Origin of the sequence: Acidovorax sp. NCPPB 3576 (assembly GCF_028473605.1) — a bacterium.
Lineage (GTDB): Bacteria > Pseudomonadota > Gammaproteobacteria > Burkholderiales > Burkholderiaceae_C > Paracidovorax.
Map to the genome: position 1 here is coordinate 3,747,559 of NZ_CP097267.1, position 24,950 is coordinate 3,772,508.

Genomic DNA, 24,950 nt, shown 5'->3' on the forward strand with positions numbered 1-24,950 from the left:
TCAATGTCCTCCGGTGCCCAGGTAGGCCTCAATCACTTTTTCGTTCTTCTGCACGGTGGCAGGCGTGCCTTCGGCGATCTGCTTGCCGTAGTCGAGCACCGTGACGCGGTCGCACAGGCCCATCACCAGCTTCACATCGTGTTCGATGAGCAAGATGGTGCGGTTGTCGTTGCGGATGCGGTCGATCAGTTCGCGCAGCTGCACCTTCTCGGTCGCGTTCATGCCGGCAGCCGGTTCGTCGAGCGCGATCAACTGCGGGTCGGTGGCCAGGGCGCGGGCGATCTCCAGGCGGCGCTGGTCACCGTAGCTCAGGGTGCGCGCCTTGTAGTCGGCGAACTTGCCGATGCCCACATAGTCGAGCAGTTCCTGCGCGCGGCGGGCAATCGCCGCCTCTTCTTCCTTGAAGCCCTTGGTGCGCAGCACGGCACCCAGCAGCCCCGACTTGGTGCGGATGTGCCGCCCCACCATCACGTTCTCCAGCGCCGTCATTTCGGCGAAGAGGCGGATGTTCTGGAACGTGCGGGCGATGCCCGCCTTGGCCACTTCGTGCACGGCCGTGGGCTGGTAGGGCTTGCCTGCCAGCTCGAAGCTGCCGCTGTCGGGTGTGTACAGGCCCGTGATCACGTTGAAGAACGTGGTCTTGCCGGCGCCGTTGGGACCGATCAGGCCATAGACCTGACCCCGTTCAATCGTGATGCCGACGTCGGACAGGGCCTGCAAGCCGCCGAAGCGCTTGGAAATGCCGGCGACCTTCAGCACCACATCGTTGGATTTCTCTGCCATTTCTAACTTTCAGTGCTGTTCAGGTCTTTTGCGTCAGGCTCTTGCCGTGGTCGGGCGCGGGCCACAGGCCGCGGGGACGCAGCAGCATGATGATGATCATGGCCAGCGCGATCAGCAGCTGGCGAAGGATGGCGGAATCGAGGCGGCCGTCGGTCATGGCCTGCAGCGGGCCGGCCACGTAGCGCAGCACTTCCGGCAGGGCCGACAGCAGCACGGCACCCAGGATCACGCCAGGGATGTGGCCGATGCCGCCCAGCACCACCATGGCGACGATCATGACCGACTCCATCAGGCTGAACGATTCGGGCGACACGAAGCCCTGGAAGGCACCGAACATGGCGCCGGACACACCGCCGAACGAAGCGCCCATCCCGAAGGCCAGCAGCTTCATGTTGCGGGTGTTGATGCCCATGGCCTTGGCGGCGATCTCGTCTTCACGGATGGCCATCCAGGCGCGGCCGATGCGCGAGTCCTGCAGGCGATAGCAGATGATGACGCTCAGCACCACCAGCACCAGGAACAGGTAGTAATACAGCGTGACCGACGAGATGTCGAAACCGAACACTTCCAGCCGCTTGCCCAGGTCGAGCCCGAAGACCTTCACCGAATCGATCTGCCCGATGCCCTTGGGGCCGTTGGTCAGGTTGACGGGGTGGTCCAGGTTGTTCAGGAAGATGCGGATGATCTCGCCGAAGCCCAGCGTCACGATGGCCAGGTAATCCCCGCGCAGCTTGAGCGTGGGAGCCCCGAGTACCGCCCCGAAGATCGCGGCGACCAGCGCCGCCAGCGGTATGACCAGCCACAGCGACGTGTGCAGTCCGTTGGGGAACATGGCCGCGAACGACGCGAAGGTCTCCGACAGGTGGGGCGACGCCATCAGCGCGAACAGATAGGCGCCCACGGCGTAGAACGCCACGTAACCCAGGTCCAGCAGGCCGGCATAGCCCACCACGATGTTCAGGCCCAGGGCCAGCAGCACGTAGAGCAGTGCCAGATCGGCGATGCGCACCCAGGCGTTGCCGAAGTACTGCAGCAAGAAAGGGAGCAGCAGCAGCGCGATGCCGCCGGCGATCCACTGTGCGGTTTTGTTTTGCTTCATGACAATGGGTTCCTCAGGCGCGATCGGCCACACGCTCGCCCAGCAGGCCCGAGGGGCGCAGCGTGAGGATGATGATGAGCACGATGAATGCAAAGATGTCGGTGTAATGGCTGCCCAGCAGGCCGCCCGTGAGCGTGCCGATGTAGCCCGAGCCGATGGCCTCGATCAGGCCCAGCAGGATGCCGCCCACCACGGCGCCGGCCAGGTTGCCGATGCCGCCGAACACCGCAGCCGTGAAGGCCTTCAGACCCGGCAGGAAGCCCATGGTGTGCTGCGCGGTGCCGTAGTTGGAGGCATACATGATGCCGGCGATGGCCGCCAGGATGGCGCCGATGATGAAGGTCGCCGAGATCACCATGTCGGGCTTGACGCCCATCAGGGACGCCACGCGGGGGTTTTCCGCCGTGGCGCGCATCGCGCGGCCGAGTTTCGTGTAGTTCACCAGATACACCAGCGAGGCCAGTGCGACCGCCGTCACACTCAGGATCAGCACCTGGGTGGAGGTGATCACCGCGCCGCCGACCTGGAATGGCGTCGTGGGCAGCAACGTGGGATACGGCTTGTAGTTGGGCTTCCAGATGATCATGGCCAGCGTCTGCAGCAGGATCGACATGCCGATGGCGGTGATCAGGGGCGCCAGGCGCGGACTGCTGCGCAGGGGCTTGTAGGCGACCTTTTCGATGACGAAGTTCAGCGCCGCGGCCACGACGCAGGCAATGATGGTGGCCAAAAGAAGGATGACCCAGCCCGGTGCGCCAGGCATGGCCTCTTGCATCAGGCCAATGCAACTCCAACTGGTGAGAGCGCCGATCATCAGCACTTCCCCATGGGCAAAATTAATCAGCTGAATAATGCCGTACACCATCGTGTAGCCCAAGGCTATCAAGGCGTACATGCTGCCGAGTACCAGACCGTTGATGATCTGCTGCAGCAAGATGTCCATAAAAAAAGTCCTTCGTGTTTGTAACGCGCGCACTTCGCAAGCCAAGATCGGCAGTGCCTTGTGAGCCCCCAATGCCACCTAGCAAAAAACCCGCCAGGAGCAAAGCTGTGCGGGTTTGGTGGACGGGATTGTAGCCAGTCGAAACCGTGCGTCTTTAGCACGTTTGGCGGGGTTTTCCCTTGGAATCGCGCGCCATCAGCGGGGCGACGCCGCCATTAGGCAGCGTGATGCAGCCATCGGATTGACGCAAATGGCTTATGCGGTCCACTGGCCGTAAACCCGGCCGCCAGGGGGCGCCCGACCGGCGCGGCAGTGGTTCATGCCGCCTGGCAGCGCCCTCCCCCCTCCCCATCCCCCTCAATCCTTGGCCGCGTCCTGGTCCAGCTGGCGCAACTGGGCCAGCTTGTCAGCGATCTTGGCCTCCAGCCCGCGGGGCACGGGCTGATACCAGCCGGGCTCGGGCATGTCGTCGGGCAGGTACGTCTCGCCCGCCGCGTAGCCGCCGGGCTCGTCGTGGGCGTAGCGGTAGGCCTTGCCGTGGCCCAGTTCCTTCATCAGCTTGGTGGGCGCATTGCGCAGGTGGTTGGGCACCTCGCGCGACTTGTCCTTCTTGATGAACGCCTTGGCCTGGTTGTAGGCCATGTAGCCGGCGTTGCTCTTGGGCGCCACGGCCAGGTAGATCACGGCCTGGGCGAGCGCCAGTTCGCCTTCGGGCGAGCCCAGGCGCTCGTACGTGAGGGCCGCGTCGTTGGCGATCTGCATGGCGCGCGGATCGGCCAGGCCGATGTCTTCCCAGGCCATGCGGACGATGCGGCGCGCGAGGTATTTGGCATCCGCCCCACCATCGAGCATGCGGCTGAGCCAATACAGCGCCGCGTCGGGGTGCGATCCGCGCACGGATTTGTGCAGCGCCGAGATCTGGTCGTAGAAGTTGTCGCCGCCCTTGTCGAAGCGGCGCGCATTGAGGGTGAGCGCACTCTCCAGAAAGGCGGCATCCACCTGCTGCACCCCGGCGGCACGCGCTGCCGTGTCGGTCTGCTCGACCAGGTTGAGCAGGCGCCGCGCATCGCCATCGGCATAGCCCACGAGCGTGTCCACCGCCGCGTCGTCCAATTGCAGATGGGTGAGCACCTTGTCCTGTGCGCGGCGCACGAGCTGCTTCAGTTCGTCGTCGGTCAGCACCTGGAGCACATACACCTGGGCACGCGAGAGCAGTGCCGAATTGACTTCGAACGACGGGTTCTCGGTGGTCGCGCCCACGAAGGTCACCAGGCCCGACTCCACGAACGGCAGCAGGCCGTCCTGCTGGCTCTTGTTGAAGCGGTGGATCTCGTCCACGAACAGGATGGTCTTCTTGCCCAGCGCCAGGTTGTGCTCGGCCTGCTCCATCGAGGCGCGGATCTCCTTCACGCCAGAGAACACCGCCGACAGGGCGATGAACTCATATCCGAAGGCGCTGGCCGTGAGCCGCGCCAGCGTGGTCTTGCCCACGCCGGGCGGTCCCCAGAGGATCATCGAATGCGGCTTGCCCGACTCGAACGCCAGCCGCAGCGGCCGGCCTGCACCGATCAGGTGCGACTGGCCGATGACCTCGTCCAGGCTGGCCGGGCGCAGGGCCTCCGCGAGCGGTGCGGTGGGGGCGGTGGAAAAGAGATCGGCCATGGGTTTGGATGTCAACGAAGGAGGTCCAGGAAGTGAAGGGCTCGGGATGGGCCGATGGACAGCGGTCGCAAGGATGCGCCACCGGGAGCGCGGATCGGGTGGCGCGTGATCGGTGAAAGCGGATTATTCTCCGCCGCCCGCGTTGCATGCTTCGCCCCCGGGGGAGTGCGGGAATTTCCCGCACAATGCCGCGGCACCCGTTTCGATTCAAAAACCCCGAGGAGGAGACCCCCATGTCCATCGCCGCCAACGCCGTCGTCGCCCTGATCGCCCTGCTCCACGTGTATATCCTGGTGCTGGAGATGTTCCTGTGGGACAAGCCCGCAGGGCTGCGCGCCTTCGGGCAGACGGCCGAGCGGGCCGCGGCCACCAAGGTGCTGGCGGCCAACCAGGGGCTGTACAACGGTTTCCTCGCGGCCGGGCTGTTCTGGGGCCTGTCGCTGGGCGGGGCCGGCCTGGGCGTGAAGGTGTTCTTCCTGCTGTGCGTGCTGGTGGCCGGCGTGTTCGGCGCTGCCACGGCGGCCCGCAAGATCCTGTTCATCCAGGCCATTCCGGCCGCCGTGGGTTTGGCGCTGGTGTTGCTGGCCTGAAAACGCCCCCGCCTTGGGGCCACCCATGGCGACCATCAAACAAAATGGCCGCCACCGCAATAAACACTAGGGCATATTGCTATAAATACTATAGCAATCCAATTCAAATGCCCGTTACTGCTTGACCACGTCCGCGCCCGCCGGGGGCTTGAAGTCGAAGGTGGAGGCCGGCAGCGAGGCGCTCGACTGCACATTGGTGAACCGGATGGCCGAGCGCTGGCCGAAGCTGTCCAGAATGTCGAGCGCCGCAAGCCGCTCGCCCTGGAAGCCCACGCGCACGCTCTTGAGCTGCCCGTCCTTGGCCTTCGGCGTGGCCAGCACCCACTGCAAGCCGTCCTGCTCGGGCGCGGATTCCAGCGTGAAATCGGCGCGCAGTGCCTGCAGGTCGGGCGCGGAGGCCAGCAGCGCCGCCGGCGTGGTGCCCAGCGCCTGGGCCTGGGCCCGCTGGGTGACCTGGTTCAGGTCGGCGTCATAGAGCCACAGCGTCTTGCCGTCAGCCACGATGGTCTGCTCGAACGGCTTTTGGTAGGTGAAGCGAAAGCGCCCGGGGCGCTGGAATTCGAAAGTGCCGCTCGACGTCTTGGTGCGCGCCGCCTCGCCATCCTTCGGGGGAGCGGTGACGGTCTGCGTGAAATCGGCGCGGCCGGCCGCCGCACCCTTCATGAAGGATTCGAGGCTTTTGAGGCCGTCGGCGCTGGCGCACTGGGCGGCGGCCGCGATCAGGGCGGTGAAGATGATTTTTTTCATGGATTCTCGGTATCTGAGGCCGGGCGTCGGCTTTTCCAGGGCGGCTGGTTCATTCGCCGCCGCCGCGCGCGGGCACCAGCACTTCGCGCTGGCCGCTGGTGGTCAGACCGCTCACCAGACCGGCCTTTTCCATGTCTTCGAGCAGGCGGGCGGAGCGGTTGTAGCCGATGCGCAGCTTGCGCTGCACGTACGAAATACTGGCCTTGCGGTCCTTGAGCACCACTTCGACGGCCTGGTCGTACATGGGGTCCTTCTCGCCCCCGCCGTCCGCGTCGCCCAGGGGGCCATCGTCACCCTCGACCGTGCCGCCTTCGAGCACGCCGTCGATGTAGTCGGGATCGCCCTGGCTCTTGAGGTAGCTCACCACGCGGTGCACTTCCTCATCGGACACGAAGGCGCCGTGCACACGCACCGGAAGGCCAGTGCCGCTGGCCATGTAGAGCATGTCGCCCATGCCCAGCAGGGCCTCGGCGCCCATCTGGTCCAGGATGGTGCGGCTGTCGATCTTGCTGCTCACCTGGAAGGCGATGCGCGTGGGAATGTTGGCCTTGATCAGCCCGGTGATCACGTCCACGCTGGGGCGCTGCGTGGCCAGGATCAGGTGGATGCCCGCCGCGCGCGCCTTTTGCGCCAGGCGGGCGATCAGCTCCTCGATCTTCTTGCCGACCACCATCATCAGGTCGGCCAGCTCGTCGATCACCACCACGATGTGCGGCAGGCGCTGCAGCGGCTCGGGCTCTTCGGGCGTGAGGCTGAACGGGTTGTAGATGAACTCCTCGCGCGCCTTGGCCTCGTCGATCTTCACGTTGTAGCCGGCCAGGTTGCGCACGCCCAGCTTGCTCATCAGCTTGTAGCGGCGCTCCATCTCGGCCACGCACCAGTTCAGGCCGTGCGCGGCCTGCTTCATGTCGGTGACCACGGGCGCCAGCAGGTGCGGAATGCCTTCGTACACCGACATTTCCAGCATCTTGGGGTCGATCATCAACAGGCGCACGTCGCGCGCCTCGGCCTTGTAGAGCAGCGACAGGATCATGGCGTTGATCCCCACCGACTTGCCCGAGCCGGTGGTGCCGGCGACCAGCACGTGCGGCATCTTGGCGAGGTCGGCCACCACCGGGTTGCCCACGATGTCCTTGCCCAGGCCCATGGTGAGCATGCTCTTGCCCTCGTGATAGACGTGCGAGCCGAGGATCTCGGACAGCCGGATCGACTGCCGCTTGGCATTGGGCAGCTCCAGCGCCATGAAGTTCTTGCCTGGAATCGTTTCGACCACGCGGATGGAGACGAGCGAAAGCGAGCGCGCCAGGTCCTTGGCCAGCCCGACGATCTGCGAGCCTTTCACGCCGGTGGCGGGCTCGATCTCGTAGCGGGTGATGACCGGGCCGGGCATGGCGGCGACCACACGCACCTCCACGCCGAAATCCTTGAGCTTCTTTTCGATGAGGCGGCTGGTCATCTCCAGGGTTTCGGGCGAGACAGTCTCCTGGCGCTGCGCGGGCGGGCCGTCCAGCAGATCGACCTGCGGCAGGCGGCTGTCGGGCATCTCGGTGAACAGGGGCTTTTGCCGCTCCTTCACCACACGGGCGCTCTGGGGCACATCGGACAGCACCGGCTCGATGATCTGCACGGGCTGAGGATGGTGCTGCTCGACTTCATGGCGCTCTTCCTGCACCACCTCTTCGCGTTCGCGTGCGGCGCGCTTGCCGACGGCGACGTCCTTGGCCTTCTCGCGCTTGGCAAGGCCCAGCTGCACCAGCGAATCGATGCGCCCGCCCAGCCGCTCGGCCACGTGGCCCCAGGAGAAGCGGAACACCAGTCCCGCGCCCAGCACCACCAGGATCACGCCGACCAGGCCCGAGCCGGTGAACCCCAGCCACTTCACTCCGGCAGGCCCGGTGAGGTAGCCGATCGCTCCGCCCGCATGGCCCGGCAGCAAGGACTCCAGCCGGTAAAGGCGCGACCATTCCAGCCCGGTGCTGGCCGCCATCAGCATGACGAGGCCGCCCCAGAACATCGCGCGCCGCAGCATCGGGCCATGCCCGTTGGCGCTGGCGTCTTCGCCGCCCCGCATCCAGCGCGCCAGGGAAGACAGCCAGGCCTTCACCGCCGCGGCCACGCACCACCAGACGGAAAAGCCCAGCGCGAAATAGCTGCTGTCGGCCAGCCAGGCACCGAATCGGCCTGCCCAGTTGGCCATCAGGCGGCCGTCCCCCACGCCGGAGGTGGACCAGGCCGCGTCCTGGCCCGAATAGGTGGCAAGGGCCAGCAGCCAGAAAACCAGGGCCACGAGACCGAGCACGAGGCTGATCTCATGGCCGAAACGTGCCGCACCACTGCGGGGCGGCGCCTTGCCCGCGGAGGCGTTGAGGGTATTGAGGGAATAGGTCATAAACGTGCGCGGCCAAGCTTACCCCATGCGCATTGCGCGGCTTCGGCCCCGCCGGCGGAGCCGAGCGCCCCGGAAAGAAGCCTGGCTTTTCATGGCTTCTTACAATGGCCGCGATTGAGAACGCGGCGCCTTTTGCCCGCAGCAGCGGGTTGATACTTCGCGGCTGCGGCCACATCTGCCATTCCAGCCCGGCCGCGGGCGCATACAAACATTTACTTTCCATGTCCAACACGCAACACGCCAAAGTCCTGATCCTCGGCTCCGGCCCCGCCGGCTACACCGCCGCCGTGTACGCAGCGCGCGCCAACCTGAGCCCCGTGCTGATCACCGGCATCGCCCAGGGCGGCCAGCTGATGACCACGACCGAAGTGGACAACTGGCCCGCGGACGTGCACGGCGTGCAGGGCCCCGACCTGATGCAGCGCTTTCTGGAACATGCCGAGCGCTTCAAGACGCAGATCGTGTTCGACCACATCAACCAGGTGGATTTCAGCCAGCGGCCATTCACGCTCAAGGGCGACAGCGGCACCTACACCTGCGATGCGCTCATCCTGGCGACGGGCGCCTCGGCCAAGTACCTGGGCCTGCCGTCCGAGGAGGCCTTCATGGGCCGGGGCGTGTCGGGCTGCGCGACCTGCGACGGCTTCTTCTACCGCGAGCAGGACGTGTGCGTGGTGGGAGGTGGCAACACCGCCGTGGAAGAGGCGCTGTACCTGTCCAACATCGCGCGCAAGGTCACGCTGGTGCACCGCCGCGACAAGTTCAAGGCCGAGCCGATCCTGGTGGACAAGCTCAATGAAAAGGTCGCGGCCGGCAAGATCGAATTGAAACTGTTCCACACGCTCGACGAGGTGCTGGGCAACGACGGCGGCGTGACGGGCATCCGCGTCAAGAGCACGGTGGACGGCCGCACCGAAGACATCGCGCTGCAGGGCTGCTTCATCGCCATCGGCCACTCGCCCAACACCGCCATCTTCGACGGCCAGCTGACCATGGAGAACGGCTACATCGTCACACAGGGCGGCCTCAAGGGCTTCGCCACGCAGACCAGCGTGCCGGGCATTTTCGCGGCAGGCGATGTGCAGGACCACGTGTACCGCCAGGCCATCACCAGCGCGGGCACCGGCTGCATGGCCGCGCTGGATGCGCAGCGCTTTCTCGAGCAGGATGGCGTCATCTGAACGAAGCGGGCTATAATCCGCGGCTTTGCTGAAATTGGGCCGGCTTTACGCCAACCTGGACACGGCAATCGGGTTACCGCCACCCTGAACTGGCGAGGTGAGGCCGGCAGCAGGCCTTGCGATTCACGGCGTTTCTCGCTGGCGGGTCCGCAGGGTGTTCGCTTTAAGGCCGTTAAAAATATCGGAGTGTCCTCATGGCACGCGTATGTGAAGTCACGGGCAAAGGCCCGATGGTCGGGAACAATGTTTCCCACGCCAACAACAAAACCAAGCGTCGGTTCCTGCCGAACCTGCAATACCGCCGCTTCTGGGTCGAGACCGAAAACCGCTGGGTGCGTCTGCGCATTTCCAACGCCGGCCTGCGTTTGATCGACAAGAACGGTATTGACTCCGTGCTCGCAGACCTGCGTGCACGTGGCCAAGCTTAAGGAGAAGCACCATGGCAAGCAAAGGCGGACGCGACAAGATCAAGCTGGAATCCACTGCGGGTACCGGCCATTTCTACACCACCACCAAGAACAAGAAGACGATGCCCGAGAAAATGCTGATCATGAAATTTGATCCAAAAGCTCGCAAGCACGTCGAATACAAGGAAATGAAGCTGAAGTAATTCAGCCTCAGGCTCCTTTGAAAAACCGCCCGGCACCCCGGGCGGTTTTTTTATGTCCGGCCCGTTCTCGCTCTGCAGAGCTTCAGGCTGCCCGACGCAGCGCTGTCGGTTCCGCGCGCTGCTGTGCCATGAGCTGGCCCAGCGTGCGGTAGGCCTCCTCCACCTCGGGTGTGAACGGCATGCCGCAGCTCAGGCGCAGGAAGTTTTCGTAGCGCCCGGTGTTGGAGAACATCGGGCCCGGCGCGATGCGGATGCCGCACTGCAGCGCCTGGTCGTACAGGCGCGTGGTCGAGATGTCGGCGGGCAGCTCCAGCCACAGGCTGATCCCGCCCGGCGGCAGGCTCAGGCGCGTGCCCATCGGAAAATACCGCGCCACGGCGCGTGCAGACTGCTCGCGCTGCAGGCGCAACTGGATGCGCATGCGGCGCATGTGGCGTTCATAGGCCGGCGAATCCACGCTGCGCGCCGCCAGCAACTGGGACCAGGTCTGCATGTTGCGGGTGCGGGCGAACTTGAGCATCTGCACCCGGGCCTGCCAGCGCCCGGCGCTCATCCAGCCCTGGCGCAGGCCGGGGGCGAAGCTCTTGCTGAGCGAGGCGCAATAGATCACCTGGCCGGCGTCGCCCACCTTGTCCCAGGCCTTGGCCGGGCGCAGCGCGCGGGGCGACTCGACGAACTCGCGGTAGATGTCGTCTTCGATCAGCGCCAAGCCGTATTCCACGCACAGCGCCACCAGGCGCTCCTTGTGCGCATCGGGCATCACGCTGCCCTGGGGCATCTGCAGGTGGGGCACCACCACCACGCCCTTGAGGCGCGGCTCGTTGCGTGCCGCCAGCTCCAGCGCCTCCAGCGAAATGCCGGTGTGCGGGCTGCAGGGAATCTCCAGCGCCCGCAGGCCGCGCACCTGGATGGCCTGCAGGATGCCGAAGAAGGTCGGCGACTCCACCGCGATCACATCGCCGGGGTCGGCAATCGCATCCAGCGCCAGGGTGACCGCCTCCGAATTGCCATGGGTGGCGCCGATGTCGGAGGGCGCCAGGCACACCCCGAAGGTGAGCGCATGGCGGGCCATGGCCTGCTGGAACTCCACATGGGTGGTGGGCGCCGACGGCCCATAGACGAGGATGTCGGGCTGCTCGCGCAGCAGGCTTTGCGCCAGCCGGTTCAGCGCCCGGGCATCGAACAGGCTGGGCGCCGGCATGGCGCTGCCCAGATCCAGCGGCACCGGGCCGGCGCGGCGCGCCTTTTCCAGGAACATGGAAATGCGCTCGTTGATGCCGGCGAACACACGCGGGTCGTCCGGCAGGGGCTCGAGCAACTCGGGCTCGCGCGCACCGGGCAGTGCCATTGCCCCCGACTCGCGCACGAAGTAGCCCACGCGTTCGCGGGCCTCCACGCTGCCCTGGGATTCGAGGTGCCGCAGCACCTGCAGCGCGGTGGTCAGGCTCACCTGGTGGCGCTGGCAAAGCTCGCGCACCGAGGGCATGCGCATGCCGGGCCGCAGGCTGCCGGCGGCGATCGCCTGCTCGTACAGGGCCGCCAATTGGCGGTACAGGGGAATCTCTCGGATATCGGCAGAACGCGGCATGGCAGGCATCGGAAAAACCCGCGCACCAGACCCGCGCGCGGCAAGCGGGAATCCCATCATGCCCCGGCACGGTGTACCGGAACAGATACAGGATGGAACATGGCGAACCATAACAGCCCCCTGCCGATCGCGGCTGTTCTACCTGCCGCCAGGGGCGTGTGTACCTGCCCTCGGAGGCCGGCTTTTCTTACGCTGGAGCCCTCACCTGAAGGAGTCCGCCATGACGCAAGCCCCCCGCCACACCGCTGCCAGTGCCCCTGCCACCGCCACTGTTTTACGCCTGGTTCTGGACATCGCCCCAGGACAGCATGTGCTGGCCTGCCTGCCTCCGTCCAGCACGCTCCAGGCGCTGGAGGGAAACATCGTTCTGGGCTTCGGCCCGCTGATCTGCGGGCAGGTGCTGCATGCGCGCCGACAAACCCTGGCGGCCGGTCAGGCGCTCTCGCAAGACGGTGGCGCAACCAGCACCTGGGTGCAGCTGGGCAACCCGGGCCGGCAGACGGTGCATGCCGTACTGATCGAAGCGGTGCCACAACCCGGTGGACTGGCACAGGCCTGGGCGTGGATGAAGGCCCGATGGACTGCCGCAGGGGGCAGCGGAGCGCGCGCACCGGGCGGGGTCGGGACGGCGCACTGACCCCGAACAGGAAAAGGACAGCACCCGAAACGGGCCTGCCCGAGAGGCCAGCCCTGGTCGCCTCAGACCTGCGCCGAGCGCAGACGCAGCGAGAACTCGCGCAGGGCCGCGACGCCGCTTTCCTCCGCTCGGTGGCACCAGGCCTGCAGGTCCGCGGTGAGCTGTTCGCGCGACTGGGAGGTGTTCAGCCACAGTTGGCGCAGTTCTTCGCGCATGGTGATCATCTTGTCGAGCACCGGGTGGGCGGCGCGGGCCTGGGCCAGGTGCGGCTGGATGCGGGCCGGCACCTTCTCGGTATCGCGGTGCACCCAGCGGCGCGCAGCGCGCAGCGCGGACGCATCGGCATTGCGCGCCTTGAGCGCCGCCAGTTCCTCGCGGCAGGCCTGGCGCACGCCCCGTGCATAGCCGGCCATCACCTCGTAGCGGTTGGCGATCAGCGCTTCCAGCGTATGTTCGTCGGCCACGGGCTTGACGGCCCCCAGGCGCAGCTTGGGCGGCACTTTCTTGACCGTGGCCCAACCGACGGCGCGCATCAGGCTGATGTACATCCAGCCGATGTCGAATTCATAGGGCTTGACCGAGAACTTGGCCGCGGTCGGATAGGTGTGGTGGTTGTTGTGCAGCTCCTCGCCGCCGATCACCACGCCCCAGGGCACGAGATTGGTACTGGCGTCCTGCGCCTCGAAGTTGCGGTAGCCCCAGAAGTGGCCGATGCCGTTGACCACGCCGGCCGCCCAGAAGGGAATCCACAGCATCTGCACGGCCCACACCGTGGCGCCCAGGCCGCCGAACAGCACCAGGTTGATGATGAGCATGAGGCCCACGCCCTGCCAGGCGAACCGGCTGTACACATTGCGCTCCACCCAGTCGTCGGGCGTGCCGTGGCCGAACTTGCGCACCGTCTCGGCATTGTTCGCCTCGGCGCGGTACAGCTCGGCGCCGCGCCACATCACGGTGTCCAGGCCCCGGGTCTGCGGACTGTGGGGGTCTTCTTCGGTTTCGCACTTGGCGTGGTGCTTGCGGTGGATGGCGACCCACTCTCGGGTCACCATGCCGGTGCCCAGCCACAGCCAGAAGCGAAAGAAATGCGAAGGCACCGCCCCCAGCTCCACCGAGCGGTGCGCCTGCGCGCGGTGCAAAAAGATGGTCACCGCCGCGATGGTGATGTGCGTGGTGAACAGCGTGTACAGCACCACCTGCCACCACGACAGGTTCCACAACCCGTGGCCCAGCCAGTCGATGGCGGCGTTCAGAACAGCCCAGTCGGGTAACAGCATAGTGGAAGACCTTCGCTAACTAAAGAAAGTTACCGCCCCATTCGGGGCAGCTGACAGATTTTAAGCGGCGATGCAACCACGATGCCGCATATGCCCTTGACCCCGCCGGTGTCTTGGACTGGGAGGGCAGCCCAGCGCTCAAGGCCTGCGCGTCCAGATGGCGGCAAAGAAACCGTCCGTCTGGTGCAGATGGGGCCACAAACGCAAATAACCAGTGCCCGATGCCGTGCCGCTGCACAGCGCGCCGGCCTGCTCGACCTTGAGCTGGGTCAGCAGCTCCCCGGCGTCGGCCGGTTCGAAGTCCGGGTGCGCCGCGCTGAACGCCTCGGCGATGGCTTCGTTCTCTTCGGGCAGCACGCTGCAGGTGGCGTACACCAGCCGGCCACCCGGCTTGAGCAGGCGCGCGGCGCTGGCGAGGATGGCGGTCTGCTTGGCCACCAGTTCCTGCACGGCCTGGGGGCTCTGGCGCCATTTCAGGTCGGGGTTGCGGCGCAGGGTGCCCAGGCCGGAGCACGGCGCGTCCACCAGCACGCGGTCGATCTTGCCGGCCAGGCGCTTGATGCGGTCGTCGCGCTCGTGCGCGATGGCGGCGGGGTGCACGTTCGACAGGCCGCTGCGGGCCAGCCGGGGCTTGAGCGCATCGAGCCGGTGGGCCGACACGTCGAAGGCATAAAGGCGCCCGGTGTTGCGCATGGCCGCGCCGATGGCGAGCGTCTTGCCGCCGGCGCCCGCGCAAAAATCGACCACCATCTCGCCGCGCTTGGCATCGAGCAGCAGCGCAAGCAATTGCGAGCCTTCGTCCTGCACTTCGATGGCGCCCCGGGTGAAGGCATCGAGCTTGGCGAGCGCGGGCTTGCCATCCACGCGCAGACCCCAGGGGGAGTACGGGGTGGGCTGGGCAGGAATGCCGGCCTTGGCCAGTTCCTTTTGCACATCGGCCCGCTTTTCCTGCAGGGCATTCACGCGCAGATCGAGCGGCGCGCTTTGCGACAGGCTGTCCACCAGGGGCCAGAAGCCATCGCCCAGCTGGCTCTTGAGCGGCGCCACCAGCCACTCGGGCAGGTTGTGGCGGTGGCGCTCCATGAGGTCGTCCGCCGGCACGGCATCGCACTGGTCGAGCCAGTTCTTTTCCTGGTCGTTCAGCGCGCCGCGCAGGAAGTCGCGCGCGCCGGAGGCATTGCCGGCACCCGCCCGGCGGGCCTGCTCGTCCTGGCTGTGCGCGAAGCCCAGGATGGCCAGGCGGCGCTCCTTGGGGCCGCTGCCCGAACGGGCGAGCTGCTCGAACAGCAGCTTCTTGCGCAGCACGGTGTAGGCGGTCTCGGCGAGGGTGGCGCGTTCGCGCGGGCCGAGGGAGCGGTGGTCACGGAAAAAACGGGACACCACCGCATCGGCGGGGTGTTCGAGGGTCAAGGTCAGCCTGACGAGTTCAGCGCAGGCGTCCAGAAGGGCTTTGGGGTGCATCCCCCGATTGTCCCACTGGCTGGCGCCCCTCCAGCCAGCGGCACAGCGCAGCACGGCCTTCGTCCATGCACCGAGCCCCCCAACGCAGGCCCTGCGAAAGCGGCGACACTGCGCCGTTGCGCGCCGTTGCGCGCCGTTGTGCACCGGACTCTCCGGCGCGCTCTGGCCCGCCGCCTTCCGTTTGACAACCCGCCATCGCATCCATGACCGACGACCTTCCCGCCCTGCGTCCCACCCAACCCGGCCTCTACCGCCACTACAAGGGCCTTCTGTACGAGGTGATCGACACTGCCCGCCACAGCGAGACGCTGGAACCCATGACGCTGTACCGCGCGCTCTACGGCGAGCAGGGGCTGTGGGTGCGGCCCGCCGCGATGTTCGAGGAAACCGTGGTGATCGACGGAAAAGCGCAGCCGCGCTTTCAGCGGGTGCAAGCATCGCCGGAAACCGCGCCCGAGACCAAGCCTTAGAAGTGCCGAACGCCTTAGATTCAATTGCCTTCTTAGCTATTATTTTTATAGCAAATTAATGCTAATCCGCTGCGATACGTCAGCTTCGGGTGGCCCACGGCGCGTTCGCGCGGCAAATCAAATTCCACTGCGCCAGGAACACCATCCTGTTTCATCCTCTGGTCTGTGCCAGTTGAAACAAACAAAGGTTCGGCCAAGTGAAATTTTCCAAATTACTGACGCACTCCCGTCCCAGCACGCATGCGCCCACATCGACAGAGCCCGGGAAAACAGCGGGTACGGCACCGAAAGCCAGCAGCAGCAGCGGTGGCGGCCTGCTGTCCGGTCTGATGGGGCGCCATTCCAAGCCACAGGCGGCACCCCGACCGCGCCAGCCACTGGACAGCGCCGCCAGCCAGCGGGCGTCCGACGTGGCCTCCGCCATTCGCTACATGAACGCGAGCGCCGGACCGGCCTTTGCCGCCTCGCCCCGCCGCTCGGAACCGGCGCCCCTGGCGGCGCAAACTCCTTCCGAAACACGCCCTGAAATCCGGCAGGAGCCGCCGCCCGCAGCCCAGCCCGTGCCGGATTCAGCACACGCCGAGGAAATCGAGGGCGACGACAGTGCCGAGGTCCAAGCTGCGATGGCCCGACTGCAAGGCCGGACCCTGTTCACCATCGCGGAGGAGCCCGAGTTGGAAGCGCAGGCGACGAGGGTCACCCTGCAGGATCTGTTCGATGCCGAGGACCATGCGCGGGCGAAGGCCCATGCCAAGGCCCAGGCCAGCTTGCCAGCCGCGACCAGCGCGGCTGCGGCGGCCTCCACCGCGCCGGCGCATTCCTCATCCGGCGGAATCGCGCAGCGGCTGCGCCATTTCTTCCAACGGGCATAGCAGGAGCGCAGCCAGCGCGGGCCATCCCCTGGGATCGCCCTGCCATGGCGGATTCATGCGCCAATGTGCCAACGCCGCCGTATTGATTGCCTTAGCAGCTACTATTTTTATAGCAAACGTGCTGCCGGGCTGCCGTTACCCCCGCGCGGCAGCGTGACGGTGGCGACCAGCCCGCCGCCCGGCGCATTGCACAGCTGCAGGCTGCCGCCATGCCGCTGCGCGATGTCGTGCGCGATCGACAGACCCAGGCCCACGCCGCCGCTGTGCCGGTTGCGCGAGCCTTCCACGCGGTAGAAGGGCTGCATGACGCGGTCCAGCTCCTGCTCGGGCAGCCCCGGCCCGCGGTCGCGCACGGCAATGGAGACGGCGTCGCCCCGGTCGCTCAGCGTGATCTCGGCGCCGCCGCCGTAGCGCACGGCGTTGCCGACCAGGTTGCCGATGCAGCGGCGCAGCGCGCCCACGCGCGCCGGCAAGGGCTGCGCGCTGCCCTGCAGCGTGACGGCGTGGCCGCAGTCCTGCGCGTCGTCCACCAGGCTCTGCAGCAGCGCCCCGATGTTCAGCGGCGCCACCGGCTCGGCATGGGCCACGCCGCGCAGGTGGTCGAGCGTGGCGGTGATCATGGCGTCCATCTCCCCGATGTCGCGGCAAAAACGTTCGCGCTCGCCGTCGTCCTCCAGCGTTTCGGCGCGCAGCCGCAGCCGGGTGAGGGGCGTGCGCAGGTCGTGCGACACCGCGGCCACGAAGCCGTCGCGCTCGGCCAGTTGCTGGCGGATGCGCGCCTGCATCTGGTTGAAGACGCGGCTGGCCTCGCGGCATTCGGCGGGGCCGTCTTCGGGCAGCGGCGGGCCATGCAGATCGCCGCCCAGGTCGCGCGCGGCGCGGGCCAGCCGGTGGATGGGCCGGGACAGCCAGCGCGCGCCCCACCACGCGGCCAGCATGAGGGCCAGAAGGCGAACGCCGATGTCGAGCGCGAGGCCCGCGTGCAGTAAGCCCGGCCGATGGTCGCGCGGGGGCCGGCCGGCTTCGGGCGGGCCGGACGGTGGCGGGCGCCGCGCGGCATCGCCTTCCATGGCGGCCCTGGGCGGCGGCGGGCCCATGCCGGCCGGGCGCAGCTCGAACATCAGCGTGAGGGCCAGCACATGGCTGGCCGTGACGGCCACGAACAGCAGCAGCGCCAGCCGGCCGAACAGGGTGTCCGGCAGCCAGCGCCGCCACCCTGCGCGCGCGGGCTCCATCGGCGCCGCGGCCTGCGTCACTACGCCCTGCCCGCCAGCCCCTGCACGGTCTGGGTGTGAAACAGATAGCCCACGCCGCGGACGGTGCGGATGAAGGAAGGCGAGCGCGGGTCGTCCGACAGCTTGTGCCGCAGGCGCGAGACCAGCAGGTCGATGCTGCGCTCGAACGAATCCATGGTGCGGCCGCGCGCATGCTCCATGAGCTGGTCGCGGCTGCACACGCGCCGCGGCATGCGCAGGAAGGTGCACAGCAGGCGGTATTCGGCATTGGTGAGCGGCACGGTGACGCCGGCGGGGGAGACGAGATGGCGCTCCACGCCGTGCAGCGCCCAGCCGTCGAAGCGCACCACGTCGTCCGGCGCCGAAGGCACGGCCAGGGGACGCGCCGCCGCGCGCCGCAGCACGTTCTGGATGCGCGCGACCAGCTCGCGCGGCTCGAAGGGCTTGCTCATGTAGTCGTCGGCGCCCATCTCCAGCCCCAGCACGCAGTCGTACGGATTGGCGCGCGCCGTGAGCATGATGATGGGCACGGCCGAGCGCTCGCGCAGCTCGCGCGCCAAGGTGATGCCGTCGGTGCCGGGCAGCATGATGTCCAGCACGACGAGGTCCATGGTTTGCGCGGCCATGCGCTCGCGCAGGGTCTGGGCATCGCGCGCCGCATGGGTGGCGTAGCCGAAGCGGGCGAGGTACTGCGTGAGCAGTGCGGTGATGTCGTCGTCGTCATCGACCACCAGGATGTGTTGCATGGGAGCGGGCGGAAAAGCGGGGTTGCCGGCCCAGTGTACGCAGCGCCCACGCGGCGTTGCGCACGAACTGGCCGGCTTTTTGCCCGCTGTTCGCGCCTTGGCGAACCCTTTCGTACCCGACCCGATACAAACGGGACAAACCGCCGTTACCGGCGCTTCCAAGAATGGGCTGCAGGCTGCTGCCGGTGCGCGCGTTCCGCCAGAGGGACGCACGACGGCGCGGCAGCCGCCAACCCTTGGAACGAAAGGAACGATGATGACGACCATCAGTAGTGTCGGCAGCGCGTGGTCCAGTGCGAGCGTCCAGCGGGCTTCGCGCCCCGGGCCTTCGCCGGAGCGCCTGTTCGGAAAATTGGATGCCGATGGCAGCGGCGGGGTGGACGGCACCGAGCTGCAGGGCCTTCTGGACAAGGTGGCGAAGAAAAGCGGTGTGGACAGCGGCACCAGCGCTTCGGACCTGATCCAGAAGTACGACAGCGACGGCAACGGCAGCCTGAGCAGCGACGAGCTGTCCAAGACGCTGGAGAGCGTGCTGCCGCAGCGCTCCACCATGGACTTCGCCCAGTCGCGCAGCGACGCCGGCAGCGGCGCGACCGGCCAGGCCGGCGACGACCTGTTCGGCAAGGTGGACGGCGACGGCGATGGCAAGGTGAGCCAGACGGAACTGCAGTCCCTGCTGGAAAAAATGTCCGGCGGCACGGCCAGCGCCACCGGCACGAGCAGCGACGAACTGTTCGGCCAGCTGGATGCGGACGGCGACGGCAGCCTGTCGCAGGCGGAGTTCGACGCCGGCCGGCCCTCGGGCCAGGGCGGCGCGGGCGGACCGCAGGCGGGCGGCATGCCGCCCCCGCCCCCCGGCGGGCCGGGTGGCGGGGGCGGGCCCGGTGGAGCGGGGGGTGCCGGCAGCGCGAGCGCATCGTCCGGCAGCACCACCTACGACGTGCTGGACACGAACGAGGACGGCGTGGTGTCGGCCTCGGAACTGGCGGCGGCGGCCACCGCGGACACGTCCAGCACCTCGGGCACCTCCGGCAGCACGACGGATGCGGTCACCGCGCTGTTCAACGCCATCGACACCGACGGCGACAAGCAGCTCAGCGCCCGCGAATCGTCATCGTTCATCGACCAGTTGACGCGCCAATGGACGCAGGCCACCCGCAGCGGCACCGCATCGTCCAGCGACGCCAGCAGCGGCACCGCATCGTCCAGCGACGCCAGCAGCAGCAACGACAGCAGCAACGCGAGCGCCCGCAGCAGCCAGCGGCTGGATCTGGCGCAGCTGGCCGAACAGGCACGGCGGCAATACGCTGCGGTTTCCGGCGGGTGGAGCGGCAGCAGCACCGCCAGCACCTTGAGCGCCCTGGCCTGAAGCCATCGCCGGCCGAGCCAGCAGGCCCGGCCGGCACCCGGTTCGCCGATCCACGCAGTGCTTTCCAGCCCGTCAGTCGACGAGCTGCGTGGACCGGCACCCCTGCGCTGGCAGCCTTACAACCAAAACAGGCTCCACCGCAATATTCACTATGGCGTATAGCTATATTTTTTATAGCATTCGATCCAGCCACTCCCGGTGAGCGGAACGGCGCGCCCCTTCTTTGGATGCGCTGGCACCCGCGTGCCGCGCTTGCTGCCATGCACCGCACTCCATCGCCGAACGGCCGGGAAGCCCGCTTATCCTCGCGCTGAAGCCCGCCGCCAGACAGCGCCCCGGCGGCGGTCCTGCCCCTCTGGGAAACACCGTTGCCGTAGCAAATGGATACAACGGAACGCCCGGATGTTGCGTACACCCTCCTCGTCGTTCCTCACGTGAAGCCATCGATGTCCTCCACCCAGAAACCCGACTCGCCCGCCAGCACCACGCCCGGGGCACAGGCACCGTCCCAAGGCGCCCCCCTGCCCTTCAACGAACCGCAGCGGCTGGACGCGCTGGAGAAGCTGCGCGTGCTCGACACCCACCCCGAGCAGGCCTTCGACGACCTCACCATGCTGGCATCGGCGGTGTGCCAGGCCCCGATCGCGCTGATCTCGCTCATCGACGCGGAACGGCAGTGGTTCAAGTCGCGCACCGGCATCGACACGCCCGAGACGCCGCGCGAACTGGCCTTTTGCGCCCACGCCATCCTGCAGCCCGACTACGTGTTCGAGGTGCCCGATGCGCACCTGGACCCGCGTTTTTCCGGCAACCCGCTGGTGACCGGCGACCCCGGCATCCGTTTCTATGCCGGTGCGCCGCTGGTCACCTCGGACGGCATGCCCATCGGCACCGTCTGCGTGATCGACCGCGAGCCGCGCTCCCTGACGGACGCCGAACGCCGCGCCCTGCAATCGCTGGCCCGCCAGGTGGTGACCCAGCTGGAGCTGCGCCAGGCCATGGCCGGGCTGGAACTGGAGAGCATGACGGACGGCCTCACCGGACTATGGAACCGGCGCTGCCTGGACCGCCAGTTGCGCACGGGCTGGGACGACGGCAAGCGCTCCGGCCAGCCGCTGAGCCTGGTGATGATCGACCTGGACCACTTCAAGCGCGTCAACGACGAGCTGGGCCATCCGGCCGGGGACGACATCCTGCGGCACGCAGCGCAAGTGGTCCGCAGCAGCGTGCGGGCCGGCGATTTCGCGGCCCGCTTCGGCGGCGAGGAATTCTGCGTGGTGCTGTCCCAGACCAATGCCGACGGCGCCCGCCATGTGGCCGACAAGCTGCATGCGGCATTGAATGCCAGCACCTGGCCGCACCGCCCGGTCACCGCCAGCTTCGGGGTCGCCACGGCGGGGTTCGAGGAAGTGAGCAATCCCCACGCGCTGCTGGCGCGGGCCGACCGGGCGCTCTACGTGGCCAAGGCTTCGGGGCGCAACCGGGTCAGCGTGTTCGACGGCTGGTCCTGAGCGGAAGGCGCCGCCCGGCGGGCCGGCTCAGCCCAGCCGGTGCAGCAGCTTGAGCACGGCGCGGGGGTAGATGGCGTGTTCCTGCGCCAGCACGCGCGCGGCCAGCACCGGCGCCGTGTCGCCGGGCAGCACCGGCACCACGCCCTGGGCGAGGATGGGGCCGCAATCGAGTTCGGCGGTCACTTCGTGCACCGTGGCGCCGGCCACCTCGCAGCCCGCGTCGATGGCGCGCTGGTGCGTGTGCAGCCCCGGAAAGGCCGGCAGCAGCGAGGGATGGATGTTGACCAGCCGCCCGGCGTAGCGCGCCACGAACGCGGGCGTCAGGATGCGCATGAATCCCGCCAGCACCACCAGGGCCGGGGCATGGGCATCGATGCGCTCGGCCAGCGCGGTATCGAACGCCTCGCGCGACGCGAAGGCGCGGTGGTCCAGCGAATCCGTGGCGATCCCCTGCGAACGGGCCCAGGCGAGGCCGCCGGCGTCGGCCTTGTTGCTCAGCACGGCGGCCACCCGGGCGCCATGGCGGCCGGCCCAATCCTGCTGGCGGGAGGCATTCACGATGGCGGCCATGTTGGAGCCGCCGCCGGAGATCAAAATCACGATGTTCTTCATTGCCGGAAATTATCCCCCGCCATGCCCTTCGATCCCCGCACCCGCCCCCTGTCGCCCACCGAGGCCCGCGTGCTCGCCACGCTGATGGAAAAAGCCCGCACCGTGCCCGACAGCTACCCGCTCACGCTCAATGGCGTGCTGAACGGCTGCAACCAAAAGAGCAGCCGCGACCCGGTGATGCAGCTGACCGAGCCCCAAGCGCAAGAGGCGCTCGATTCGCTGCGCCTGCGCACGCTGGCGGTCGAGATCGGCGGCAACCGGGCGACGAAGTTCGAGCACAACTTCCCGCGCGGCATCGGCGTGCCCGACCAGTCGGCGGTGCTGCTGGCCCTGCTGATGCTGCGCGGACCGCAGACCGCGGGCGAGCTGCGCATCAACTCCGAACGCTGGCACCGGTTTGCCGACATCTCCTCGGTGGAGGCCTTCCTGGACGAGCTGCAGTCGCGCAGCGAAGAAAAAGGCGGCCCGCTGGTGGTGCAGCTGCCCCGCGCGCCCGGCGCCCGCGAGCAACGCTGGGCCCACCTGCTGTGCGGCCCGGTCGATGCGAGCCAGTACGCCGCCGGCCCGTCGGCCAGCGAAGGCCCCGCCGCCCAGGGACTGGCCCCGCGCGTGGCCGCGCTGGAGGCCGAGGTGGCCCAGTTGCGCGCCACCGTGCAGCGCCTGTGCCGGGAACTGGGGCTGGAGGAACCGGAGCCGGAAGGCGCTGCGCCCGTGTCGCCGCCCGGACAGGAGTAAAAAGCACGACCGTGCTACAACCGGCGGATCGGCTCGAACCGGCAGCCCGAGGAGACACACCGCATGGATCTCGCATTCACCCCCGAAGAACAGGCCTTTCGCGAAACGATTCGCGCCTGGGTCAAAGAGCATCTCCCCCCGGAGATTTCCCACAAGGTGCACAACGCCCTGCGCCTGACACGGGGCGATATGCAGGGCTGGGCCAAGATCCTGGGCAAAAAGGGCTGGCTGGGCTTCGGCTGGCCCAAGGAGTTCGGCGGCCCGGGCTGGACCGCCGTGCAAAAGCACCTGTTCGAAGAGGAATGCGCCCTGGCCGGCGCGCCGCGCATCATTCCCTTCGGCCCGGTGATGGTGGCGCCCGTCATCATGGCCTTCGGCAATGCCGAGCAGCAAAAGCGCTTCCTGCCCGGCATCGCCAGCGGCGAGGTGTGGTGGAGCCAGGGCTACAGCGAGCCCGGCGCGGGCTCGGACCTGGCCTCGGTCAAGACGCGCGCCGAGCGCGTGGGCGACCACTACGTGGTCAACGGCCAGAAGACCTGGACCACGTTGGGCCAGTACGGGGACTGGATGTTCAACCTCGTGCGCACCAGCACGGAAGGCAAGCCGCAGACCGGCATCTCGTTCCTGCTGCTCGACATGAAGTCGCCCGGCGTCACGGTGCGGCCCATCAAGCTGCTGGACGGCGAATGCGAGGTGAACGAGGTCTTCTTCGACAACGTGAAGGTGCCTGCCGAGAACCTCATCGGCGAAGAGAACAAGGGCTGGACCTACGCCAAGCACCTGCTGAGCCACGAGCGCACCAACATTGCCGACGTGAACCGCAGCAAGCGCGAGCTGGAGCGCTTGAAGCGCATCGCCCGCGCCGAGGGCCTGTACGACGACCTTCGCTTTCGCGACCAGATCGCCCTGCTGGAGGTGGACATCGTCGCGCTGGAGATGCTGGTGCTGCGGGTGCTGTCGGCCGAGAAGTCGGGCAAGAACTCGCTGGACATCGCGGGCCTGCTCAAGATCCGCGGCAGCGAGATCCAGCAGCGCTATGCCGAACTGATGATGCTGGCCGCCGGCCCCTTCAGCCTGCCCTTCATCGAGGAAGCGATGGAGGCCGGCTGGCAGGGCGATGCCGGCGCCGGCGCCCTGGGCGGCTTTCCGGGGGGCGAGGTGGCCAACGCCCCGCTGGCCGCGAACTACTTCAACCTGCGCAAGACCACCATCTACGGCGGCTCCAACGAGGTGCAGCGCAACATCGTCGCCCAGACCGTTCTGGGCTGAACCCACCCCTCCCGCCAGGGCGAGAACTTCGCCAGGAGTGAAACATGGACTTTGATTTCTCGGATGACCAGCAATCGCTGCGCGACGCGGTGCGCCGCTGGGTGGACAAGGGCTACACCTTCGAGCGCCGCCGCGGCATCGTGGCCGGCGGCGGCTTCGACCGCGCGGCCTACAACGAACTGGCCGAGCTGGGCCTCACGGCCCTGACCGTGCCCGAGGCGCATGGCGGCCTGGGCCAGGGCCCGGTGGACGCCATGGTGGCCCTGGAGGAACTGGGCCGGGGCATCGTGCTGGAGCCGCTCGCCCAGGCCTTCATCGCCAGCAGCGTGCTGAGCCAGTACGCGCCGCAAGCCGTGCAGGCCGACTGGCTGCCCCGCATCGCCAGTGGCGAGGCCCTGGTGGTGCTGGCGCAGCAGGAGCGCAAGGCCCGCTACCGCCTCGACGTGTGCGAGGCAAAAGCGGCCCCAGCGCAATCAGGACATGCGCTGACAGCTATCAAAAGCATCGTTCCGGCCGGCGACCAGGCGGATACCTTTTTGGTGCCGGCCCAGCTGGACGGCGCGATCGCCCTCTTCCTGGTCGAACGCAGCGCGCCGGGCGTCGCCACGCGCGGCTATGTCACGCAGGACGGCAGCCGCGCCGCCGAGGTGCAATTGGCCGACGCACCCGCCACGCTCGTCGCCACCGACGGCCTGGCCGCGCTGGCCCTGGCGGTGGACACCGGCATCGCAGGCGTGTGCGCCGAAGCCGTGGGCGTGATGGACCAGGCCGTGTCGCTCACCGTGGACTACATGAACCAGCGCAAGCAGTTCGGCGTGGTGATCGCCAGCTTCCAGGCCCTGCGCCACCGCGTGGCCGACATGAAGATGCAGCTGGAGCTGGCACGCTCGATGAGCTACTACGCCAGCCTCAAGCTCAACGCGCCGGCCGACGAGCGCCGCCGCGCCATCGCCCGCGCCAAGGTGCAGCTGGGCCATTCGATGCGTTTCGTGGGCCAGCAGTCGGTGCAGTTGCACGGCGGCATCGGCGTGACCGATGAATACATCGGCAGCCATTACTTCAAGAAGCTCACGCAGCTGGAGATGACCTACGGCGACACGCTGCACCACCTGGGCGAGGTGTCGGCGCGCATGCAGGACACGGCCGGCGTCTTCGCCTGACGGG

Annotated in this window: 25 protein-coding genes; 12 read left to right on the plus strand and 13 right to left on the minus strand. The window is 67.6% G+C overall.

Annotated elements, in window-relative coordinates:
• The 4 genes from M5C98_RS17260 to M5C98_RS17275 all read right to left on the minus strand — a co-directional run bounded on the left by M5C98_RS17260 (position 1) and on the right by M5C98_RS17275 (position 4,487).
• Positions 1-783, minus strand: a complete 783-nt coding sequence (locus tag M5C98_RS17260) for an ABC transporter ATP-binding protein (protein ID WP_272548690.1) — start codon at positions 781-783, stop codon at positions 1-3.
• A 19-nt stretch (positions 784-802) separates the two neighbouring features.
• A complete protein-coding gene (locus M5C98_RS17265) occupies positions 803-1,882 on the minus strand; it encodes an ABC transporter permease subunit (RefSeq protein ID WP_272548691.1) in 1,080 nt (359 codons plus the stop codon).
• A gap of 13 nt (positions 1,883-1,895) precedes the next feature.
• Complete coding sequence (locus M5C98_RS17270; protein WP_272548692.1) at positions 1,896-2,825, minus strand: branched-chain amino acid ABC transporter permease; 930 nt, start codon at positions 2,823-2,825, stop codon at positions 1,896-1,898.
• 357 nt (positions 2,826-3,182) lie between these two features.
• Positions 3,183-4,487 carry a replication-associated recombination protein A gene (locus tag M5C98_RS17275; RefSeq protein WP_272548693.1) on the minus strand — a complete coding sequence of 435 codons (1,305 nt, stop codon included), beginning with the start codon at positions 4,485-4,487 and terminating at the stop codon, positions 3,183-3,185.
• Positions 4,488-4,720: 233 nt separating this feature from the next.
• Here M5C98_RS17275 and M5C98_RS17280 point away from each other — a divergent pair, with 233 nt between their 5' ends.
• The gene (locus M5C98_RS17280) at positions 4,721-5,077 is read left to right on the plus strand and encodes a DUF1304 domain-containing protein (protein ID WP_272548694.1); all 357 of its coding nucleotides are present in this window, start codon (positions 4,721-4,723) and stop codon (positions 5,075-5,077) included.
• A 114-nt stretch (positions 5,078-5,191) separates the two neighbouring features.
• On the opposite strand, the gene lolA is transcribed toward M5C98_RS17280, so the two are convergent.
• Complete coding sequence (lolA, locus tag M5C98_RS17285) at positions 5,192-5,824, minus strand: outer membrane lipoprotein chaperone LolA (RefSeq protein WP_272548695.1); 633 nt, start codon at positions 5,822-5,824, stop codon at positions 5,192-5,194.
• A 49-nt stretch (positions 5,825-5,873) separates the two neighbouring features.
• Complete coding sequence (locus M5C98_RS17290; RefSeq protein ID WP_272548696.1) at positions 5,874-8,213, minus strand: DNA translocase FtsK; 2,340 nt, start codon at positions 8,211-8,213, stop codon at positions 5,874-5,876.
• 221 nt (positions 8,214-8,434) lie between these two features.
• Between M5C98_RS17290 and trxB the strand changes: the two genes are divergently transcribed.
• From trxB to rpmG, 3 genes are all read left to right on the plus strand, one after another.
• Positions 8,435-9,394 carry a thioredoxin-disulfide reductase gene (trxB, locus tag M5C98_RS17295; protein WP_272548697.1) on the plus strand — a complete coding sequence of 320 codons (960 nt, stop codon included), beginning with the start codon at positions 8,435-8,437 and terminating at the stop codon, positions 9,392-9,394.
• A 194-nt stretch (positions 9,395-9,588) separates the two neighbouring features.
• On the plus strand, positions 9,589-9,822 hold the full coding sequence (gene rpmB / locus M5C98_RS17300) for a 50S ribosomal protein L28 (protein WP_272548698.1): 234 nt from the start codon (positions 9,589-9,591) through the stop codon (positions 9,820-9,822).
• 11 nt (positions 9,823-9,833) lie between these two features.
• Positions 9,834-10,004 carry a 50S ribosomal protein L33 gene (gene rpmG, locus M5C98_RS17305; RefSeq protein WP_008904999.1) on the plus strand — a complete coding sequence of 57 codons (171 nt, stop codon included), beginning with the start codon at positions 9,834-9,836 and terminating at the stop codon, positions 10,002-10,004.
• Positions 10,005-10,086: 82 nt separating this feature from the next.
• Here rpmG and M5C98_RS17310 read toward each other — a convergent pair whose 3' ends face one another.
• Entirely contained in the window at positions 10,087-11,592 is a 1,506-nt protein-coding gene (locus M5C98_RS17310; protein WP_272548699.1) for an aminotransferase-like domain-containing protein, read from the minus strand.
• A 220-nt stretch (positions 11,593-11,812) separates the two neighbouring features.
• Between M5C98_RS17310 and M5C98_RS17315 the strand changes: the two genes are divergently transcribed.
• On the plus strand, positions 11,813-12,229 hold the full coding sequence (locus M5C98_RS17315; RefSeq protein ID WP_272548700.1) for a hypothetical protein: 417 nt from the start codon (positions 11,813-11,815) through the stop codon (positions 12,227-12,229).
• Positions 12,230-12,291: 62 nt separating this feature from the next.
• Here M5C98_RS17315 and M5C98_RS17320 read toward each other — a convergent pair whose 3' ends face one another.
• Both M5C98_RS17320 and M5C98_RS17325 read right to left on the minus strand, forming a co-directional pair.
• Positions 12,292-13,506: a DesA family fatty acid desaturase gene (locus M5C98_RS17320; RefSeq protein WP_272548701.1), complete on the minus strand. Its 1,215-nt coding sequence runs from the start codon at positions 13,504-13,506 to the stop codon at positions 12,292-12,294.
• 138 nt (positions 13,507-13,644) lie between these two features.
• Entirely contained in the window at positions 13,645-14,967 is a 1,323-nt protein-coding gene (locus tag M5C98_RS17325; RefSeq protein ID WP_272548702.1) for an RsmB/NOP family class I SAM-dependent RNA methyltransferase, read from the minus strand.
• Positions 14,968-15,170: 203 nt separating this feature from the next.
• Here M5C98_RS17325 and M5C98_RS17330 point away from each other — a divergent pair, with 203 nt between their 5' ends.
• On the plus strand, positions 15,171-15,437 hold the full coding sequence (locus M5C98_RS17330; protein ID WP_272548703.1) for a DUF1653 domain-containing protein: 267 nt from the start codon (positions 15,171-15,173) through the stop codon (positions 15,435-15,437).
• Positions 15,438-15,469: 32 nt separating this feature from the next.
• Here the strand turns inward: M5C98_RS17330 and M5C98_RS17335 are convergent, their stop codons facing one another.
• Positions 15,470-15,634 carry a hypothetical protein gene (locus M5C98_RS17335; RefSeq protein WP_272548704.1) on the minus strand — a complete coding sequence of 55 codons (165 nt, stop codon included), beginning with the start codon at positions 15,632-15,634 and terminating at the stop codon, positions 15,470-15,472.
• Between M5C98_RS17335 and M5C98_RS17340 the strand changes: the two genes are divergently transcribed.
• Positions 15,635-16,309 carry a hypothetical protein gene (locus tag M5C98_RS17340; protein WP_272548705.1) on the plus strand — a complete coding sequence of 225 codons (675 nt, stop codon included), beginning with the start codon at positions 15,635-15,637 and terminating at the stop codon, positions 16,307-16,309.
• A gap of 107 nt (positions 16,310-16,416) precedes the next feature.
• On the opposite strand, the gene M5C98_RS17345 is transcribed toward M5C98_RS17340, so the two are convergent.
• Both M5C98_RS17345 and M5C98_RS17350 read right to left on the minus strand, forming a co-directional pair.
• Entirely contained in the window at positions 16,417-17,565 is a 1,149-nt protein-coding gene (locus M5C98_RS17345) for an ATP-binding protein (RefSeq protein WP_272548706.1), read from the minus strand.
• Positions 17,565-18,290: a response regulator gene (locus tag M5C98_RS17350; protein WP_272548707.1), complete on the minus strand. Its 726-nt coding sequence runs from the start codon at positions 18,288-18,290 to the stop codon at positions 17,565-17,567. The genes M5C98_RS17345 and M5C98_RS17350 overlap by 1 nt, the downstream gene beginning before the upstream one ends.
• A 256-nt stretch (positions 18,291-18,546) precedes the next feature.
• Between M5C98_RS17350 and xopAW the strand changes: the two genes are divergently transcribed.
• Positions 18,547-19,659, plus strand: coding sequence for a XopAW family type III secretion system calcium-binding effector (gene xopAW, locus M5C98_RS17355; RefSeq protein ID WP_272548708.1), 1,113 nt, complete (start codon positions 18,547-18,549; stop codon positions 19,657-19,659).
• Between the two features lie 446 nt (positions 19,660-20,105).
• Entirely contained in the window at positions 20,106-21,170 is a 1,065-nt protein-coding gene (locus M5C98_RS17360) for a sensor domain-containing diguanylate cyclase (RefSeq protein WP_272548709.1), read from the plus strand.
• Between the two features lie 27 nt (positions 21,171-21,197).
• Here M5C98_RS17360 and purN read toward each other — a convergent pair whose 3' ends face one another.
• The gene (gene purN / locus M5C98_RS17365) at positions 21,198-21,782 is read right to left on the minus strand and encodes a phosphoribosylglycinamide formyltransferase (protein ID WP_272548710.1); all 585 of its coding nucleotides are present in this window, start codon (positions 21,780-21,782) and stop codon (positions 21,198-21,200) included.
• Between the two features lie 21 nt (positions 21,783-21,803).
• Here purN and M5C98_RS17370 point away from each other — a divergent pair, with 21 nt between their 5' ends.
• The 3 genes from M5C98_RS17370 (at position 21,804) to M5C98_RS17380 (ending at position 24,946) form a co-directional block, all read left to right on the plus strand.
• Complete coding sequence (locus M5C98_RS17370) at positions 21,804-22,517, plus strand: YceH family protein (protein ID WP_272548711.1); 714 nt, start codon at positions 21,804-21,806, stop codon at positions 22,515-22,517.
• 63 nt (positions 22,518-22,580) lie between these two features.
• On the plus strand, positions 22,581-23,786 hold the full coding sequence (locus tag M5C98_RS17375; protein WP_272548712.1) for an acyl-CoA dehydrogenase family protein: 1,206 nt from the start codon (positions 22,581-22,583) through the stop codon (positions 23,784-23,786).
• A gap of 44 nt (positions 23,787-23,830) precedes the next feature.
• Positions 23,831-24,946, plus strand: a complete 1,116-nt coding sequence (locus M5C98_RS17380; protein WP_272548713.1) for an acyl-CoA dehydrogenase family protein — start codon at positions 23,831-23,833, stop codon at positions 24,944-24,946.
• Positions 24,947-24,950 lie beyond the last annotated feature (4 nt).